This window comes from Pseudomonas sp. DY-1, from assembly GCF_003626975.1.
Taxonomy (GTDB): Bacteria; Pseudomonadota; Gammaproteobacteria; order Pseudomonadales; family Pseudomonadaceae; genus Metapseudomonas.
Map to the genome: position 1 here is coordinate 2,937,729 of NZ_CP032616.1, position 16,546 is coordinate 2,954,274.

The 16,546-nt window shown below is 62.2% G+C and carries 14 protein-coding genes; 9 read left to right on the top strand and 5 right to left on the bottom strand.

All coding sequences use genetic code 11. The features are described 5' to 3' along the window. Positions 1-6: 6 nt before the first annotated feature. Positions 7-1,104, top strand: a complete 1,098-nt coding sequence (locus D6Z43_RS13845) for an amino acid ABC transporter permease (protein WP_120652754.1) — start codon at positions 7-9, stop codon at positions 1,102-1,104. Positions 1,105-1,114: 10 nt separating this feature from the next. Beyond that, the gene (locus D6Z43_RS13850) at positions 1,115-1,876 is read left to right on the top strand and encodes an amino acid ABC transporter ATP-binding protein (protein ID WP_077522538.1); all 762 of its coding nucleotides are present in this window, start codon (positions 1,115-1,117) and stop codon (positions 1,874-1,876) included. Between the two features lie 219 nt (positions 1,877-2,095). Here the strand turns inward: D6Z43_RS13850 and D6Z43_RS13855 are convergent, their stop codons facing one another. The 5 genes from D6Z43_RS13855 to D6Z43_RS13875 all read right to left on the bottom strand — a co-directional run bounded on the left by D6Z43_RS13855 (position 2,096) and on the right by D6Z43_RS13875 (position 5,880). Then, positions 2,096-2,872, bottom strand: coding sequence for an ABC transporter substrate-binding protein (locus D6Z43_RS13855; protein ID WP_120652755.1), 777 nt, complete (start codon positions 2,870-2,872; stop codon positions 2,096-2,098). A 362-nt stretch (positions 2,873-3,234) separates the two neighbouring features. Then, positions 3,235-3,684, bottom strand: coding sequence for a molybdopterin synthase catalytic subunit MoaE (gene moaE, locus D6Z43_RS13860; RefSeq protein ID WP_120652756.1), 450 nt, complete (start codon positions 3,682-3,684; stop codon positions 3,235-3,237). Position 3,685: 1 nt separating this feature from the next. After that, the gene (locus tag D6Z43_RS13865) at positions 3,686-3,934 is read right to left on the bottom strand and encodes a MoaD/ThiS family protein (protein ID WP_120652757.1); all 249 of its coding nucleotides are present in this window, start codon (positions 3,932-3,934) and stop codon (positions 3,686-3,688) included. A 2-nt stretch (positions 3,935-3,936) separates the two neighbouring features. Beyond that, the gene (moaC, locus tag D6Z43_RS13870) at positions 3,937-4,407 is read right to left on the bottom strand and encodes a cyclic pyranopterin monophosphate synthase MoaC (protein WP_120652758.1); all 471 of its coding nucleotides are present in this window, start codon (positions 4,405-4,407) and stop codon (positions 3,937-3,939) included. Positions 4,408-4,488: 81 nt separating this feature from the next. Continuing rightward, on the bottom strand, positions 4,489-5,880 hold the full coding sequence (locus D6Z43_RS13875) for a PhoH family protein (protein ID WP_120652759.1): 1,392 nt from the start codon (positions 5,878-5,880) through the stop codon (positions 4,489-4,491). Positions 5,881-6,298: 418 nt separating this feature from the next. Between D6Z43_RS13875 and yaaA the strand changes: the two genes are divergently transcribed. The 7 genes from yaaA (at position 6,299) to algG (ending at position 16,539) form a co-directional block, all read left to right on the top strand. After that, positions 6,299-7,078 carry a peroxide stress protein YaaA gene (gene yaaA, locus D6Z43_RS13880; RefSeq protein WP_120652760.1) on the top strand — a complete coding sequence of 260 codons (780 nt, stop codon included), beginning with the start codon at positions 6,299-6,301 and terminating at the stop codon, positions 7,076-7,078. Between the two features lie 785 nt (positions 7,079-7,863). Then, complete coding sequence (algD, locus tag D6Z43_RS13885; protein WP_120652761.1) at positions 7,864-9,174, top strand: GDP-mannose 6-dehydrogenase; 1,311 nt, start codon at positions 7,864-7,866, stop codon at positions 9,172-9,174. Between the two features lie 256 nt (positions 9,175-9,430). Then, entirely contained in the window at positions 9,431-10,912 is a 1,482-nt protein-coding gene (alg8, locus tag D6Z43_RS13890; protein ID WP_120652762.1) for a mannuronan synthase, read from the top strand. A gap of 29 nt (positions 10,913-10,941) precedes the next feature. Next, positions 10,942-12,102: an alginate biosynthesis protein Alg44 gene (locus tag D6Z43_RS13895; RefSeq protein ID WP_120652763.1), complete on the top strand. Its 1,161-nt coding sequence runs from the start codon at positions 10,942-10,944 to the stop codon at positions 12,100-12,102. A 13-nt stretch (positions 12,103-12,115) separates the two neighbouring features. Continuing rightward, positions 12,116-13,489: an alginate biosynthesis TPR repeat lipoprotein AlgK gene (algK, locus tag D6Z43_RS13900; RefSeq protein ID WP_120652764.1), complete on the top strand. Its 1,374-nt coding sequence runs from the start codon at positions 12,116-12,118 to the stop codon at positions 13,487-13,489. A gap of 15 nt (positions 13,490-13,504) precedes the next feature. Continuing rightward, positions 13,505-14,950, top strand: a complete 1,446-nt coding sequence (locus tag D6Z43_RS13905) for an alginate export family protein (RefSeq protein WP_120652765.1) — start codon at positions 13,505-13,507, stop codon at positions 14,948-14,950. 29 nt (positions 14,951-14,979) lie between these two features. After that, positions 14,980-16,539: a mannuronan 5-epimerase AlgG gene (gene algG / locus D6Z43_RS13910; RefSeq protein ID WP_371924222.1), complete on the top strand. Its 1,560-nt coding sequence runs from the start codon at positions 14,980-14,982 to the stop codon at positions 16,537-16,539. Positions 16,540-16,546 lie beyond the last annotated feature (7 nt).

Sequence of the window (16,546 nt, forward strand, 5' to 3'; positions counted from 1 at the left end):
CGAACCATGACGACACACGTATTCAAGCCCGACCAGCCGCCACCCCGGATGAGCGTCGGCGCAGTGGGCTGGCTACGCGCCAACCTGTTCTCCAACTGGTTCAACACTCTGTTGACCCTGTTCGCCATCTACCTGGTCTGGCTGATCCTGCCGCCGCTGATCAAGTGGGCTTTCCTCCAGGCCGACTGGAGCGGCACCACCCGTGCCGACTGCACCAGCGAAGGCGCCTGCTGGGTCTTCATCAAGGTGCGTTTCTCGCAGTTCATGTACGGCTTCTATCCCGAAGCCCTGCGCTGGCGCGTGGACCTGGCGGTGTGGATCGCGATCATCGGCGCTGCGCCGCTGTTCATCCCGCGCTTCCAGCAGAAGGCCAAGTACGGACTGGCATTCCTGGTGATCTATCCGCTCGTCGCCTACTGGCTGCTGCATGGCGGCTTCCTCGGTATGTCCACCGTCTCCACCAGCCAGTGGGGCGGCCTGATGCTGACCCTGGTGATTGCTGCCGTGGGTATCGTCGGTGCACTGCCGCTGGGCATCCTGCTGGCGCTGGGACGGCGTTCGAACATGCCGGCGATCAAGGTCATCTGCGTGACCTTCATCGAGTTCTGGCGCGGCGTGCCGCTGATCACCGTGCTGTTCATGTCTTCGGTGATGCTGCCGCTGTTCCTGCCTGAAGGCCTGTCCTTCGACAAGCTGCTGCGAGCGCTGATCGGCGTGATCATGTTCCAGTCGGCATACATCGCCGAGGTGGTGCGTGGCGGCCTGCAAGCCATCCCCAAGGGCCAGTACGAAGCCGCTGCGGCCATGGGCCTGGGCTACTGGCGGATGATGGGCCTGGTGATCCTGCCGCAAGCCCTGAAGCTTGTGATTCCCGGCATCGTCAACACCTTCATCGCGCTGTTCAAGGACACCAGCCTGGTGATCATCATCGGCCTGTTCGACCTGCTCAACAGCATCAAGCAAGCCACCACCGACCCGGCCTGGCTGGGTATGGCCACCGAAGGCTACGTCTTCGCCGCCCTGGTGTTCTGGATCTTCTGTTTCGGCATGTCCCGCTACTCCATGAGCCTGGAGCGCAAGCTGGACACCAGCCACAAGCGTTAGGAGTCATTCCATGACTGAAGCAAGCAAGAAAACCGCCGGCGAGCCGATCATCCGACTGCAGGGCGTGAACAAGTGGTACGGCCAGTTCCACGTCCTGAAGGACATCAACCTCGACGTGCAGCAGGGCGAGCGTATCGTCCTCTGCGGCCCGTCCGGTTCCGGCAAGTCCACCACCATTCGCTGCATCAACCGCCTGGAGGAGCACCAGCAAGGTCGCATCGTCGTCGACGGCACCGAGCTGACCAACGACCTCAAGCACATCGAGGCGATCCGCAGCGAAGTGGGCATGGTGTTCCAGCACTTCAACCTGTTCCCGCACCTCACCGTGCTGCAGAACTGCACCCTGGCCCCCATGTGGGTTCGCAAGATGCCCAAGCGCCAGGCCGAGGAAGTCGCCATGCATTACCTGGAGCGCGTGCGCATTCCGGAGCAGGCGCACAAGTTCCCAGGGCAGCTTTCCGGCGGCCAGCAACAGCGCGTTGCCATCGCTCGTGCACTGTGCATGAAGCCGAAGATCATGCTGTTCGACGAGCCCACCTCGGCGCTCGACCCGGAGATGGTGAAGGAAGTGCTCGACACCATGATCGGCCTGGCCCATGACGGCATGACCATGCTTTGCGTGACCCACGAGATGGGCTTCGCGCGCACCGTGGCCAACCGGGTGATCTTCATGGACAAGGGCGAGATCGTGGAACAGAACGAGCCCAACGCGTTCTTCGACAACCCGCAGAACGAGCGGACCAAGCTGTTCCTCGGGCAGATCCTGCACTGAGGATGGGACGCTGAATGAAAAAGGGAGCCTTCGGGCTCCCTTTTCCGTTGGCGCGTGGAAGCTCCCCGTAGGAGCGAATTCATTCACGAAATGGCCAGGCACCGAGCCAACCGGAGGCAACCCTCACCCCAGTCCTGAGGTAGCCCGTGCAGCGCTCTGACTGCTTTCTTCCAGACAAAAAAAGCCGCGCAGATGCGCGGCTTTTCACAGCGGCAGGACTCAATCGCCGTAGATATCGAAATCGAAGTACTTGGCCTGGATCGCCTGGTACTTGCCATTCTCACGCAGGGCCTTGATTGCGCCATTGAACTTCTCGCGCAGCTCGTTATCACCCTTGCGCACGGCGATCCCGGCGCCTTCGCCGAAGTACTTCGGATCGTTCAGGACCGGCCCAACAAACTCGTAGCCCTTGCCGTTATCGGTCTTGAGGAAGCCTTCGTTGAGCGGGAAGACGTCAGCCAGCACACCGTCCAGGCGGCCGGAAAGCACGTCCAGGTAGATCTCGTTCTGGGTGCTGTAGCGCACGATCTTGATGCCCTTGGGCTCCAGGACCTCGGTGGCGAAGCGATCGGTGGTGGTAGAGCGCTGGGTACCGATGGTCTTGCCCACCAGGCTCTTGAATTCCGGGTCGACCGCGGTGCCCTTCTTCATCACCAGGCGCGCCGGGCTGTAGTAGTACTTGCCGGTGAAGTCGACGGACTTCTTGCGCTCATCGGTGATGGTCATGGAGGACAGCACCGCGTCCACCTTCTTCACCTTCAGGGAAGGGATCAGGCCATCGAATTCCTGCTCGATCCACTGGCACTTCACCTTCATTTCCTCGCACATGGCATTGCCAATGTCATAGTCGAAGCCGGCGATCTGCCCTTCCGGGGTCTTGAAGGCGAAAGGTGGATAGGCCGCCTCGATGCCGATGCGCAAGGGCTTGTCAGCAGCGAAAACGCTGGAGGCCAGCAGGCTCAGGGCAAGGCTGCCCAGCAGAACGAGTTTCTTCATGGTGCGACTCCCGCATTACGGATGGAGGCTCGCCACATTGCAGGGCAAGCCGGTTCGGAATGGATATTCGAGGCAGAAGAAGGCGCCGCCAGGGCTGGCCGGCATGGGAATGGAATGAGTAGCTGGCTGTGGATCATCGTGGATGCCGCTAACTTGTACTTGTGAGTCCATACTGGACTCAAATGTACATATCGTCAATCACCTATGAAAAAGCCCGGCAAAGGCCAGGCTTGTTCGAACCTTGTAGGAGCGAATTCATTCGCCAAACAGGCCGCAGGCCTGCCATTGGGAGCCCCCCGTGGGCAGCTACGCTGCCCTTCGCGAATAAATTCGCCTCACAGGAAAAGCAGCCCCGGCCGGGATCATTTCCAGCGCTCGGCAGCGGCCTTGTCGCTGCACCGCCCTTCCACCCAGCGCGGGCCTTCGGCGGTGTCTTCCTTCTTCCAGAAGGGTGCGCGGGTCTTGAGGAAGTCCATGATGAAGTTGCAGGCGTCGAACGCCGCCTGACGATGGGCGCTGGCTGTACCGACGAAGACGATCGGCTCGCCCGGCTCCAGGCGGCCGATGCGGTGGAGGATATCCACATTGAGCAGCGGCCAGCGTCCCCGGGCTTCGGCCGCGATTTTCTCCAGGGCTTTCTCGGTCATGCCCGGATAGTGCTCCAGGAACATGCCAGCCACATCCTGGCCATCATTGAAATCGCGCACATAGCCGACGAAGCCGACCACCGCGCCAATGCCAACATTGGCCGCGTGCAGCGCGTTGAGTTCAACACCGGGGTCAAAGGCGGTTTCCTGCACGCGAATGGCCATCTCAGCCTCCGGTGACCGTCGGGAAGAAGGCGACCTCGTCACCGTCGCTGAGGGCTTCGTCCAGGCTGCAGAGCTCCTGGTTGCGGGCGCACATCAGGTTCTGTTCGGCGAGGACTTCCCAGACGCCGCCACGGGCCAGCAAGTGCTGGCGCAGATCATCCAGTTTCGCGAACGCCGGGTCACAGTTGAGCTGCTCGCCTTCGATGCCGAGCGCTTCACGGTAACGGGCGAAATACTGCACGCGAATCATCATTACTCCCCGGCCTGGTAATGGCCGCTCTTGCCGCCCAACTTTTCCAGCAGGCGTACGTTTTCAATGGTCATGCCGCGATCGACCGCCTTGCACATGTCGTAGATCGTCAGGGCGGCCACGCTGGCGGCGGTCAGCGCTTCCATTTCCACGCCGGTCTGCCCGGCCAGTTTGCAGCGGGCGACGATACGCACGCAGTCTTCCCCTTCCGCTGCCAGATCTACCTTGACGCTGGTGAGCATCAATGGGTGACACAGTGGAATGAGATCGGAGGTCTTTTTTGCCGCCTGGATGCCGGCAATGCGCGCCACGGCGAACACGTCGCCCTTGGGGTGGCCGCCGGACTGGATCATGGCGAGGGTTTCCGGGCGCATGCGCACACGGGCTTCGGCCGTCGCTTCACGGGAGGTCACCGCCTTGTCGGTGACGTCGACCATGTTGGCGCGGCCCTGGGCATCGAGATGGGTAAGCACTAAAAGTCTCCTTGGACAGGAGACAGATTGTATACAGAAATCCCCGCCGGGCGGCAGCTGCCGCCCGGCGGGAGTCGAGGGTCACATATGAGCTTCGGCGTACTCGGCCAGCACGGAACGCGGCACGCCCTGGAGGGTGATGTGCACGCCGTGGGGGAAGTCCTTGAAGCGTTCGGTCAGGTAGGTCAGGCCCGAGCTGGGGGCGGAAAGGTAAGGGGTATCGATCTGCGCCAGGTTGCCCAGGCAGATCACCTTGGACCCGGTGCCCGCACGAGTGATGATGGTTTTCATCTGGTGCGGCGTCAGGTTCTGGCACTCGTCGATGATGATCAGGCTTTGCTGGAAGCTGCGGCCACGGATGTAGTTCAGGGATTTGAACTGCAGTGGCACCTTGCTGAGGATGTAGTCCACGCTGCCATGGGTGTTCTCATCATCCATGTGCAGGGCTTCGAGGTTGTCGGTGATCGCACCCAGCCAGGGCTCCATCTTCTCCGCCTCGGTACCGGGCAGGAAGCCAATTTCCTGGTCCAGGCCCTGCACGCTGCGGGTGGCGATGATGCGCCGGTAGCGCTTGCTGACCATGGTCTGCTCGATGGCAGCGGCCAGCGCCAGGATGGTCTTGCCCGAACCCGCCGCGCCGCTGAGGTTGACCAGATGGATATCCGGGTCAAGCAGCGCGTAGAGCGCCAGCGCCTGGTACACGTCGCGCGGACGCAAGCCCCAGGCTTCCTGGTGTAACAGCGGTTCCTGATGCAGGTCGAGGATCAGCAGCTCATCGGCCTTGATGCCCTTGATCCAGCCCACGAAACCCTGCTCGTCGACGATGAACTCGTTGACGTGCACTGCCGGCAGGTTGTCGGTGAGCTGCACACGATGCCAGGTACGTCCATGGTCCTGGCGCGTCTCCACCTTGCTCACACGATCCCAGAACGACCCAGGCATGTCGTGGTAGCCACGGGACAGCAGGGAGACATCATCCACCAACTGGTCGGTGTGGTAGTCCTCCGAGTCGATCCCGCAGGCGCGCGCTTTCAGGCGCATGTTGATGTCCTTGGTCACCAGCACCACGGACATGCCCGGCCTGCGGCTCTTCAGCTCCACCAGTTGGTTGATGATCTTGTTGTCGTTGAGGTCTTCAGGCAGCCAGGTGATGGGAGCTGCGTGTTTGCTCATGAGAATCGAGAGGAAGCCGCAGGGGCCGCTTTTCTCTCGCTGGATGGGTACTCCGTGCTCCACTTCCTCAGGGGTGGCACCGCTGAGGATCTTGTCGATGTTACGGATGGCCTGTCTGCATTCAGCGGCAACACCCTGCTTGCCAGTCTTCAGCTTGTCCAGTTCCTCCAGCACGGTCATCGGAATGGCCACGTGGTGTTCCTGGAAATTGAACAATGCGTTGGGATCGTGGATCAGGACGTTGGTGTCGAGCGCGTACAAGGTTGGAGCGGTAGGGCGGGAGCGTCCGTGGTCATCCATACTCGGTCACCTTCTTATAGGGCCAGGCGACGGAATGCCAAGGAGGCGCTCCGCCGCGGAGGGCCGCCGACCTCCCCGCTCCGGGTCGTACCGGTAGGGAGAAGGTGCCAACAAGGTGAGGGCCGATGGCCGCCACCTGTCTGCAGGGTTCGGCGGTCTGATTTGTTAATACTCCATTCGGGATGACAGAAAAAAGAACTTTTTTGCCTGTACGAGTCTTTTTTCACAGCAAGACAAAAAGCCCTTGGCGTGTAGGAAAGCGCCCGTTAAAGTCGAAAGTCCCCTCCCCCGAATTTTCCCGATTTTTCTGACCTTGGCGGCGAATCCGCGCCTGCATCCAACCTGCCTATCGGCGGGATAGGTGGAGCCAACCGACGCAAATCCCTAGAATCGTCCCGTTCCCGAAGGAGACGATTCAATGCTGTTGGTGATTTCCCCCGCCAAGACCCTGGACTACGAGACCCCACCGGTCACTTCGCGCTTCACTCAGCCGGAGTACCTCGATCACGCCCAGGAGCTGATCCAGCAACTGCGCGAACTCAGTCCCGCGCAGATCGCCGAGCTGATGCACCTGTCCGACAAGCTCGCCGGCCTCAACGCCGCGCGCTACGGCAGCTGGCACCCGGACTTCACTCCAGGCAATGCCAAGCAGGCCTTGCTGGCCTTCAAGGGCGACGTCTACACCGGCCTCAACGCCGAAGACTTCGTTGAGGCCGACTTCGACTTCGCCCAGCAGCACCTGCGTATGCTCTCCGGCCTCTATGGCCTGCTGAGGCCGCTGGACCTGATGCAGCCCTATCGCCTGGAAATGGGCACCAAGCTGGCAAACGCCCGCGGCAAGGACCTCTATGCCTTCTGGGGTGAGCGCATCAGCGGCTGGCTGAATGAAGCCCTCGCAGCCCAGGGTGACGACATCTTGCTCAACCTCGCTTCCAACGAGTACTTCAGCTCGGTGAAGCGCAAGGCCCTGAACGCCCGCATCATCGATACCGAGTTCAAGGACCTGAAGAACGGCCAGTACAAGATCATCAGCTTCTACGCCAAGAAGGCCCGCGGCCTGATGGCCCGCTACGTGATCAAGGAGCGCCTGCAGGACCCCGCCGGCCTGAAGGACTTCAGCTATCAGGGCTACCGCTACTCGGCGGAGCACTCCAAGCCTGACAGCCTGGTGTTCCTGCGAGACCAGCCCCAGGACTGACCCCACGAACCCCGCCATCCGGCGGGGTTTTCGTTTGTGCCTCGCGCATTCCCAGGGGCGCCATGCGCACCGCTCCCATTCCCTCGCGGCGCAAGATCCGCTGATGTGCGCAGCGCACCCCTACCTCTGCGCGATGCCATTCAATGGCCATCGCAATTTCAATATCACTTCAAGATCATATGCGTGGCACAAGTTTGCCTTTGATACTGGCCAACTTGTTTTCTTGATAGTGGCCAAGTTGCCCCGCGATAGTGGCCAAGTTGCAAAATGCAATCACCGATAAATTGCAAACTGCATGATTGGAACTTTTCCCGGGCGCGCCAACTCTGAGAATGCCACGAGCCTTACACGGGGCGTAGTCAAAAAACTGCAATAAGCAAAATCAGGGACGAACGGTAGGAACTATCCGAAAAGATGGACACTCATACCCCCGTGACTTAATTCTTCACACCATATTTCGGTGTGATCTCAAACTGCCTTGAAAACTATCGGCGCGAGCCGAGGGGTAGTTTTTATCTGGCGAAAGCCAAATAAGTTAGTTAAGGAGAAGCGCAACAAACTCGACCTACTGGACAAAACCAACGAGCCAGAGCCCACGCGGCGATCAGCTCAGGACTCTACCCGGGCAAGCAATACGACATGCCCAGTTCAGGCGCCCTAACTTTGGCGTCCGGTATTACTCATGCCTGTGCACTTTAAAGTTGCAACTGCGACATAAAGGTGCAAACGGAAGTGACACTAACGTCACATATTAAACAGCGTGCTTAAAGGACGAGGTGAATACGATGCGAATCAGCATCTTCGGTTTGGGCTATGTTGGTGCAGTGTGCGCCGGCTGCCTCTCTGCTCGTGGTCATGAAGTTGTCGGTGTCGACGTTTCTCAGACCAAGATCGACCTGATCAACAATGGCAAATCGCCCATTGTCGAACCGGGTCTGGAAGAACTTCTGCAGCAAGGCGTGAAGAGTGGCCGCCTGCGCGGAACTACCGATGTCGCCGGTGCCGTTCGCGATACCCAGGTTTCCTTCATTTGCGTCGGCACTCCGAGCAAGAAGAACGGCGACCTGTCGCTGGACTACATCGAGGGCGTCTGCCGCGAGATCGGCTTCGCCCTGCGCGACAAGGCCGATCGCCACACCGTGGTAGTCCGCAGCACCGTGCTGCCGGGCACCGTGAAGAACGTGGTGATCCCGATCATCGAAGACTGCTCCGGCAAGAAGGCCGGCGTGGACTTCGGCGTAGCGGTGAACCCCGAGTTCCTGCGCGAGAGCACCGCGATCAAGGACTACGACTACCCACCCATGACCGTCATCGGCGAGCTGGACAAGGCTGCTGGCGACGTCCTGGAAACCCTGTACCGCGAGCTCGACGCCCCGATCATCCGCAAGGACATCGAAGTGGCGGAAATGATCAAGTACACCTGCAACGTATGGCACGCGGCCAAGGTCACCTTCGCCAATGAGATCGGCAACATCGCCAAGGCGGTTGGCGTCGATGGCCGCGAGGTGATGGACGTGGTCTGCCAGGACAACAAGCTCAACCTGTCCAAGTACTACATGCGTCCCGGCTTCGCCTTCGGCGGTTCCTGCCTGCCCAAGGACGTGCGTGCGCTGAACTACCGCGCCACTTCGCTGGACGTGGAGTCCCCGCTGATCGGCTCGCTGATGCGCAGCAACGCCGGCCAGGTACAGAAAGCCTTCGACATCATCTCCAGCCATGACAAGCGCAAGGTCGCTCTGCTCGGTCTGTCCTTCAAGGCGGGTACCGATGACCTGCGCGAAAGCCCCCTGGTGGAGCTGGCCGAGATGCTGATCGGCAAGGGTTTCGACCTCAGCATCTACGATCGCAACGTCGAGTACGCCCGCGTCCACGGCGCCAACAAGGACTACATCGAGTCGAAGATCCCCCACGTGTCCTCGTTGCTGGACAGCAACTTCGACTCGGTGGTCGACAAGGCCGACATCATCGTCCTGGGCAACCGTGACGAGCTGTTCGCCCCGCTGGCCCAACAGGCTCCAGCCGGCAAGCAGGTGATCGACCTGGTGGGCTTCATGCCCAAGGGCACCCAAGGCAACGCCGAGGGGATCTGCTGGTAAGAACCTGCTTGCGATCCGCTGCGCGTCGGAATAACTGCGTTGAAAATGGCTTCGGAAAGCCGCTTGCGGCTAACGCGCTTTAGCGCGGCCCGAAGGGCGAGCAGAGCGAGTAATGCTCATTTACCACTCGTAAATTCCGCTTCCTCAACCATTTTCGCCTTGTTCTTCTCTAGCTCGCGAGATCGTAAACAGGTTCTGAGCGCCCTGCCCCCTTCCCTCGGGAAGGGGGCATCCGCAACGATCCCAGGACGACTCTATGGACAAGATCAAGCATGGCCTGCTCGAAGCCTCGGGCTGGCTGTTCTACCTCCTCGCACTGATGCTGCTGGCACTGGCACTGCCGAAGTCCGTATTCGACCCCGATTCGAAGCACTTCCTGCTGCTGATCGGGGCTGTGGGCATCTGGCGCTATTCCATGGGCGCCCTGCACTTCGTGCGCGGCACGCTGTTCCTCTACTTCGTCTACCCCTGGTACAAGCGGCGCCTGGCCAAACTCGGCAACGCAGCGGACCCGTCCCACGTATTCCTGATGGTGACGAGCTTCCGCATCGAGGCCCTGACCACCGCCATGGTCTACCGCTCGGTGATCCAGGAAGCCATCGACTGCGGCTACCCGACCACTGTTGTCTGCTCCATCGTCGAGCTGTCCGATGAGCTGCTGGTGAAGAACCTCTGGACGAAGCTCGCACCGCCGCCGCGAGTCAAGCTGGACTTCGTGCGTATTCCCGGCACCGGCAAGCGCGATGGCCTGGCCTACGGTTTCCGCGCCATTTCGCGGCAACTGCCGGACTCGAACGCGGTCGTGGCGGTGATCGACGGCGACACGGTGCTGGCCGAAGGCGTTGTGAAGAAGACCGTGCCCTGGTTCAAGCTCTTCCCGAATGTCGGCGGCCTGACCACCAACGAGTTCTGCGAGGTACGCGGCAGCTACATCATGAGCGAGTGGCACAAGCTGCGGTTCGCCCAGCGCCACCTCAACATGTGCTCGATGGCACTCTCCAAGCGTGTGCTGACCATGACCGGGCGGATGTCGGTCTTCCGTGCCAGCGTGGTGACCGATCCGGACTTCATCGCCGACGTGGAAAGCGATCACCTGGACCACTGGCGTCTGGGTCGTTTCCAGTTCCTCACCGGTGACGACAAGTCCAGTTGGTACAGCTTGATGCGCCTGGGCTACGACACCTTCTACGTTCCGGATGCCGCCATCAACACCGTCGAGCACCCGCCGGAGAAGAGCTTCATCAAGGCCAGCCGCAAGCTGATGTTCCGCTGGTACGGCAACAACCTGCGGCAGAACTCCCGCGCCCTCGCGCTCGGCCCACGTCGCCTCGGCTGGTTCACCACCGTGGTGCTGGCCGACCAGCGTGCGTCGATGTGGACCTGCCTGCTGGGTCTGGCCGTGGCCATCATCGCCAGCCTGAAGTACAGCATCGCCTACCTGCTGGTGTACCTCCTGTGGATCGGCCTCACCCGTTTCGTCCTGACCCTGCTGCTCAGCATTACGGGGCACCGGATCGGACCGGCCTACCCCTTGATCCTCTATTACAACCAGATCGTCGGGGCCCTGGTGAAGATCTACGTCTTCTTCCGCCTCGACCAGCAGTCCTGGACCCGCCAGAACACCAAGCTCAACCGTGACCTCGCGAGCTTCTCGCGCTGGTTCAACACCTGGTCCTCACGCGCCATGACCTTCTCCGCAACCAGCGTATTCATCGCCACGTTGCTGGCGATCGTGTGAGCACAAGGAACCTGACAGGAATCGAAGCCATGAATACAGCCGTCAATCTCAATGTGGTGCATGAATCCGAAGCCCAGCGCCAGCACGCGCGGGTGAAAATCCCCGGCAAGATCCGCTACATCGCCCGTGGCGAACGCTTCGAAGCGTCGCTGCTGGACGTGTCCGCCGGAGGTTTCGCCTTCACCGCCGGCCGCGCCAGCGCCAACATCGGCGACCACCACAAGGGCCGCCTGATGTTCCAGATCGACGGCCTCAGCCTGGGCCTGGACGTGGAGTTCCAGGTACGCGCCGTGGATTCGCGCAACGAGCGCGTCGGCTGCGTCTTCCATGGCCTTCAGCCGCGCGACATCGCCACCCTGCGCTACCTCATCAGCTCGCACCTCTCGGGCGAACTGGTCAGCGCCGGCGACCTGCTCAACACCCTGCAGCGCGAGAACTTCACTAAACCGCGCAAAGGTGGCGCCGGTGGCGGCATGGGCCCCCTCGCCCGCCTCAAGGCAGTCGGCCTGAGCGCCGGCATCTTCGTCGTTGGCGTCGGTGCCTTCGCCTACATCCTCAACTCACTGTACGGCCTGTACTTCGTCACCCACGCTGACTCGGCGATGGTGGCAGTGCCCTCCATGCAGGTCACCATGCCCCGCGAAGGCACGGTACAGAGCCTGGTAAGCGCCGACGCCAGCGTGGAGAAAGGCGCGCCCATCGCATCCTTCAACGCCACCATGCTGGAGATGCTCAAGGGCCACCTGACCGACGACCAGCTCACTCCGAAGAACGTCGAAGAACTGTTCGGCAAGCAGATGAAGGGCACCCTCACCAGCCCCTGCAACTGCAAGATCGCGCGCCAGCTCGTGGCCGACGGCCAGTTCGCCAGCAAGGGCGACGTGATCTTCGAACTGGTGCCCCAGGACACCCAGGCCACCATCCAGGCGCGCTTCCCCTTCCGCAACATCGCCCAGGCCAAACCGGGTGCCCGCGTCACCTTCCAGGTCGCCGGCGAAGATCAGGTGCGCCACGGCAAGATCCTCAGCAGCAACCTGCATGACGGCAGCATGTCCGCCGACATCCGCGCCACCATCCAGCCCGACGAGCCGCTGCCCAGCACTTTCGCCGGCCAGCCGGTGGAAGTCAGCATCGATCGCGGCCCGTCCCTCGACTGGCTGATCGACCGCGCCCTGGCCGCGGGCTTCTGAGGAGGGCGCGACCATGGCCCATCACGCCACCCCCGTCCTGCTGCTGGCCGCGGCTATCGCCCTGGCCGGCTGCGCGGGACTTCCGGACGAACGCCTCGCCCGCGAGGCCCTGAAGCGCGGCGACAGCACCACTGCCGAGCAGAACTTCCGCCAGTTGGCCGATCTCGGTTATGCCGATGCCGCGGTCGGTCTGGCCGACATGCAGGTCGCCAGTGGCGATCCGGAGCAATTGCAGAAGGCCGAGCAGACCTATCGCCAGGCCATGGACCAGTCGCCCCGCGCCAAGGCCCGCCTTGGCAAACTGCTGGCGCGCAAGACTGCGCTGAGTCAGGCCGAGCGCCGCGAAACCGCGCAACTGTTGGAGGAGTCCTTCGAAGCCGGTGAAGAAAGCAGCCTGCTACCGCTGGTGATGCTTTATCTGCAGTACCCGCAGGACTTCCCATCCGTGAACGTCCCAGCACGTATCGCCAAGTGGCGCGCCGAAGGCCACATCCAGGCAGACCTGGCGCAGATCCTCGTCTATCGCACCCAGGGTACCTACGATCAGCACCTGGGCGAGATCGAACAGATCTGTGCCCGCAACCTGGCGGTCGCCGACGTCTGCTACGTCGAGCTGGCCACGGTCTATCAGAAGCAAGGCAATGCCGAAGCCCAGCAGAAACTGCTGGACCAACTGATGGCCGGCTACAAGGCCGGGCGCATTCCCGCCCAGCGCGTGGAATCAGTGGCTCAGGTACTGGCCGACGCCGATATCGGCAAGCCCGATGAAGGCAAGGCCCAGGAAATGCTCGAAGCCGTGGCACCGACCTACCCCGCTGCCTGGGTAAGCCTGGCCAAGCTGCTGTACGAGTACCCCGGCCAGGGCGATACCGAGCAGATGCTGGGCTACCTGGAGAAGGGTCGCGCCGCCTCCCAGCCCCGCGCCGAACTCCTGCTGGGCCGCTTCTACTACGAAGGCAAGCTGGTGCCCCTGGATCCGAAGAAGGCCGAGGAACACCTGCTCAAGGCGGCCCCGACCGAGCCCACCGCCAACTATCTGCTGGGCCAGATCTACCTGCGCGGCTACCTGGGCGACATCGCCCCGGACAAGGCCCTGGAGCACCTGCTCAGTGCCGCACGCAACGGCCAGATCAATGCCGACTTCGCGCTGGGCCAGATGTACGCCCAGGGCAAGGGCATCCAGCCGAACCTGGTCAATGCCTACGTCTTCAGCCAACTGGCCCTGCCCAAGAACACCCCGCAGGCCCTGGAACTTGCCCAGCGCGTTGATCAGCAGCTGCCGCCCGCCGAACGCGCCCGCGCCGAACAACTGCTGCGTGAAGAACGCGCAGCACGTGGCGCCGCCGCACCTGGCACGCCCCAGATGCAGGCCATGCAGACCCAATAAGGACCCGTACCGACGATGAACAACAAACCCTGGATCCGCGCAGGCCTCGGCCTGTCCCTGCTGGCCGCGAGCATCGCCCACGCCGCAGAGCCCAACGGCAAGAACTACGGCCTGGACGTGAAGATCACCGCGCAATCCGAAGACGACCGCGACCTCGGCACCCGCGACGGTGGCGACGTCAACGGTATCGGTCTCGACCTGCGTCCCTGGGTCTATGGCGAGCGTGGCGACTGGAGCGCCTTCGCCATGGGCCAGGCCGTTACCGCCACCGATATCGTCGAAACAGACACCCTGGAATCCAGCGACATCGAAGCCGATGCCGGCCAGCGCAACAACGGCCGCGAGCCGGACAAAAGCTACCTGGCCATGCGCGAGTTCTGGGTCGACTACGGCGGCCTGACCGCTTACCCGGGCGAGCACCTGCGCTTCGGTCGCCAGCGCGTGCGCAGCGAAGAAGGCACCTGGTGGGACACCAATATCGAAGCCCTGCGCTGGAGCTTCGACACCACCCTGCTGCGTGCCCATGCCGGAGTCGCCGAGCGCTTCAGCGAGTACCGCACCGACATCGACGAACTGGCCCCTGAAGACGAGGACCGCCAGCACTTCTTCGGCGACATCTCCACCCAGTGGCAACCAGGCCACTGGGTCGGCGCCAAACTGCACCACAGCCGTGATAACGGCGACCTGCCCAACGTCGGCGAGGAAGTCGATGAACTCGACAAGCGCACCACCGGCGACCTGACCTGGCTGGGCCTGGAAGCCGACGGCGGCTTCTTCGATCGGCGCTCCACCCTGCCGCTGAACTACTGGGCCCAGGCCACATGGCTGACCGGCGATGTAGACGAACTGCAACAGACCACCGTCGGCAATCAGAACGTCGCCAGCGGCAAGCGCAACGTCGACGTCGACGCCTGGGCACTGGATCTCGGCCTGCGCTGGAATATCGATGACCAGTGGAAGGTCGGCGGCGCCTACGCCCGGGGCAGTGGCGGCGGCGATGACGACAGCTCCGAGCAGTTCCGCCAGACCGGCCTGGAAAGCAACCGCTCCAACTTCACCGGTACCGAAGCCCGCATGCACCGTTTCGGCGAGGCCTTCCGTGGCGAGCTGAGCAACCTCCAGGTGGCCACTGCCTTCACCTCCTGGCAGATGGGCGAGGACTACGACGCGAGCGTCGTCTACCACCGTTTCTGGCGCGTGGACGACAACCAGGACGTGGGCCAGAGCGGAATCATCGCGCCCCTGGAAGACGGCGAGAAAGACATCGGCCAGGAGATGGATCTGGTGGTCACCCGCTACTTCAAGCAGGGCCTGCTGCCGGCCTCCATGGCCGAACACCTGGACGAGCGCTCCGCCCTCGTGCGCTTCCGTGGCGGCGTGTTCAAGCCGGGCGATGCCTATGCCAGCGGCACCGACTCGCTCATGCATCGCGCCTTCGTCGACTTCATCTGGCGCTTCTGATGAGCATCCGGCGCAAGGGAGGAACAGCCATGAAACGCAGCATGGGAACCACAATGCTGATGGGCGGCGTCGTGCTCGGCGCCCTGCAGTTCGCCGCACCCTGGGTACAAGGTGCGGAACCGACCCAGGAGCTCAAGGAAACCAAGAACTACACGGTTTCCACCGCGCCGGTGGAACAACTGCACATGGATACGCCGAAGGCGCCAGACCTGTCTGGCTACACCGCCGCAGCGGTGGAAGCGAAGATCGATCGCGCCACCCGCGGCCACGTAGCGGTCAGGCGCATGCTCCAGCAGGATGCGCTGAAGGACTTCATCGGCGGCGACGAGCGTCTGCGTGAGTGGGTCAAGCGCCAGCAGAACATGCCGCAGGCGATCTTCGTCGAAGGGGGCTACGTGACCCCGGAAGACCTTGCCAAGGCGCTTCCCGAGAGCCAGTTCAGCGAAACCGAGCCGGGCGTCTACATCGCCCGCCTGCCAATCGTGGTGGCCCAGGGCGCGAGCCTGCAGATCGGCAAGGAGACCCGGGAATTCCGCATGTCCCAGGAGCGCGGCGCGTTCCTGGTCAACGACGGCAAGCTGTTCATCACCGGCACCCAGCTCACCGCCTGGAACGAAAAGAACAATTCCCCGGCCTGGTTCCAGAAGCCCGAGGAGTTCCGCCCGTTCCTGGTGTCCTGGGGCGGCAGCGAGCTGTACATCGTCGGCAGCAAGGTCACAAGCCTCGGCTACGACAACTCCAAGTCCTACGGTGTCTCCATCACCCAGTACACGCCAGGCCAGGCCAAGCGCCTGAAGCGCCCTGCGCCGACCGGCTGGCTGCTGGATTCGGAGTTCGTCGACCACTGGTACGGCTTCTACTGCTTCGAAGCGGAGAACGTGGTCATCAAAGGCAATACCTACCGCGACAACATCGTCTACGGCATCGACCCGCACGACCGATCGAGCGGTCTGGTCATCGCCCACAACACCGTCTTCGGGACCAAGAAGAAGCACGGCATCATCATTTCCCGTGAGGTGGACGACAGCTGGATCATCAATAACAAGAGCTATGACAACAAGCTCTCCGGCATCGTGATCGACCGTAACTCGGTGAACAACCTTGTCGCCTGGAACGAGGTGTACCAGAACCACTCCGACGGCATCACCATCTACGAAAGCTCCAACAACCTGCTCTGGGGCAACAAGATCCTCAGCAACCAGCGCCACGGCATCCGCGTGCGCAACAGCGTGAACATCCGTCTGTACGAGAACCTCTCCGCGGCCAACGGCCTGACCGGCGTGTATGGCCACATCAAGGACCTCTCCAACACCGACCGCAACATCAAGCTCGACCCCTTCGACACCAAGGTCTCGCTGATCCTGGTCGGCGGCAAGCTCGCAGGCAACGGCTCCAGCCCACTATCCATCGACTCGCCCTTGTCGGTCGAGTTGTACCGCGTCGAGCTGCTCGCGCCGAGCAAATCCACCGGTATCAGCTTCGCCGGCATCCTCGGCGAAAAGCAGGACGAAATCCTCGACCTGATGGTGCGCCGCAAACAAGCGGTGCTGATCGACCCCGTCGAAACCCAGGCCGAACTCCAGGATTGAGGTACCC

What these genes read in the sequence shown, in the direction of transcription:
- D6Z43_RS13865 (WP_120652757.1), bottom strand. Translation starts at nt 3,934, where the DNA reads ATGATTCGCGTGCAGTATTTCGCCCGTTACCGTGAAGCGCTCGGCATC.
- D6Z43_RS13850 (WP_077522538.1), top strand. Translation starts at nt 1,115, where the DNA reads ATGACTGAAGCAAGCAAGAAAACCGCCGGCGAGCCGATCATCCGACTG.
- alg8 (WP_120652762.1), top strand. Translation starts at nt 9,431, where the DNA reads ATGGACAAGATCAAGCATGGCCTGCTCGAAGCCTCGGGCTGGCTGTTC.
- D6Z43_RS13895 (WP_120652763.1), top strand. Translation starts at nt 10,942, where the DNA reads ATGAATACAGCCGTCAATCTCAATGTGGTGCATGAATCCGAAGCCCAG.
- algD (WP_120652761.1), top strand. Translation starts at nt 7,864, where the DNA reads ATGCGAATCAGCATCTTCGGTTTGGGCTATGTTGGTGCAGTGTGCGCC.
- D6Z43_RS13855 (WP_120652755.1), bottom strand. Translation starts at nt 2,872, where the DNA reads ATGAAGAAACTCGTTCTGCTGGGCAGCCTTGCCCTGAGCCTGCTGGCC.
- algK (WP_120652764.1), top strand. Translation starts at nt 12,116, where the DNA reads ATGGCCCATCACGCCACCCCCGTCCTGCTGCTGGCCGCGGCTATCGCC.
- algG (WP_371924222.1), top strand. Translation starts at nt 14,980, where the DNA reads ATGAAACGCAGCATGGGAACCACAATGCTGATGGGCGGCGTCGTGCTC.
- D6Z43_RS13845 (WP_120652754.1), top strand. Translation starts at nt 7, where the DNA reads ATGACGACACACGTATTCAAGCCCGACCAGCCGCCACCCCGGATGAGC.
- D6Z43_RS13905 (WP_120652765.1), top strand. Translation starts at nt 13,505, where the DNA reads ATGAACAACAAACCCTGGATCCGCGCAGGCCTCGGCCTGTCCCTGCTG.
- yaaA (WP_120652760.1), top strand. Translation starts at nt 6,299, where the DNA reads ATGCTGTTGGTGATTTCCCCCGCCAAGACCCTGGACTACGAGACCCCA.
- moaE (WP_120652756.1), bottom strand. Translation starts at nt 3,684, where the DNA reads ATGGCCATTCGCGTGCAGGAAACCGCCTTTGACCCCGGTGTTGAACTC.
- D6Z43_RS13875 (WP_120652759.1), bottom strand. Translation starts at nt 5,880, where the DNA reads ATGGATGACCACGGACGCTCCCGCCCTACCGCTCCAACCTTGTACGCG.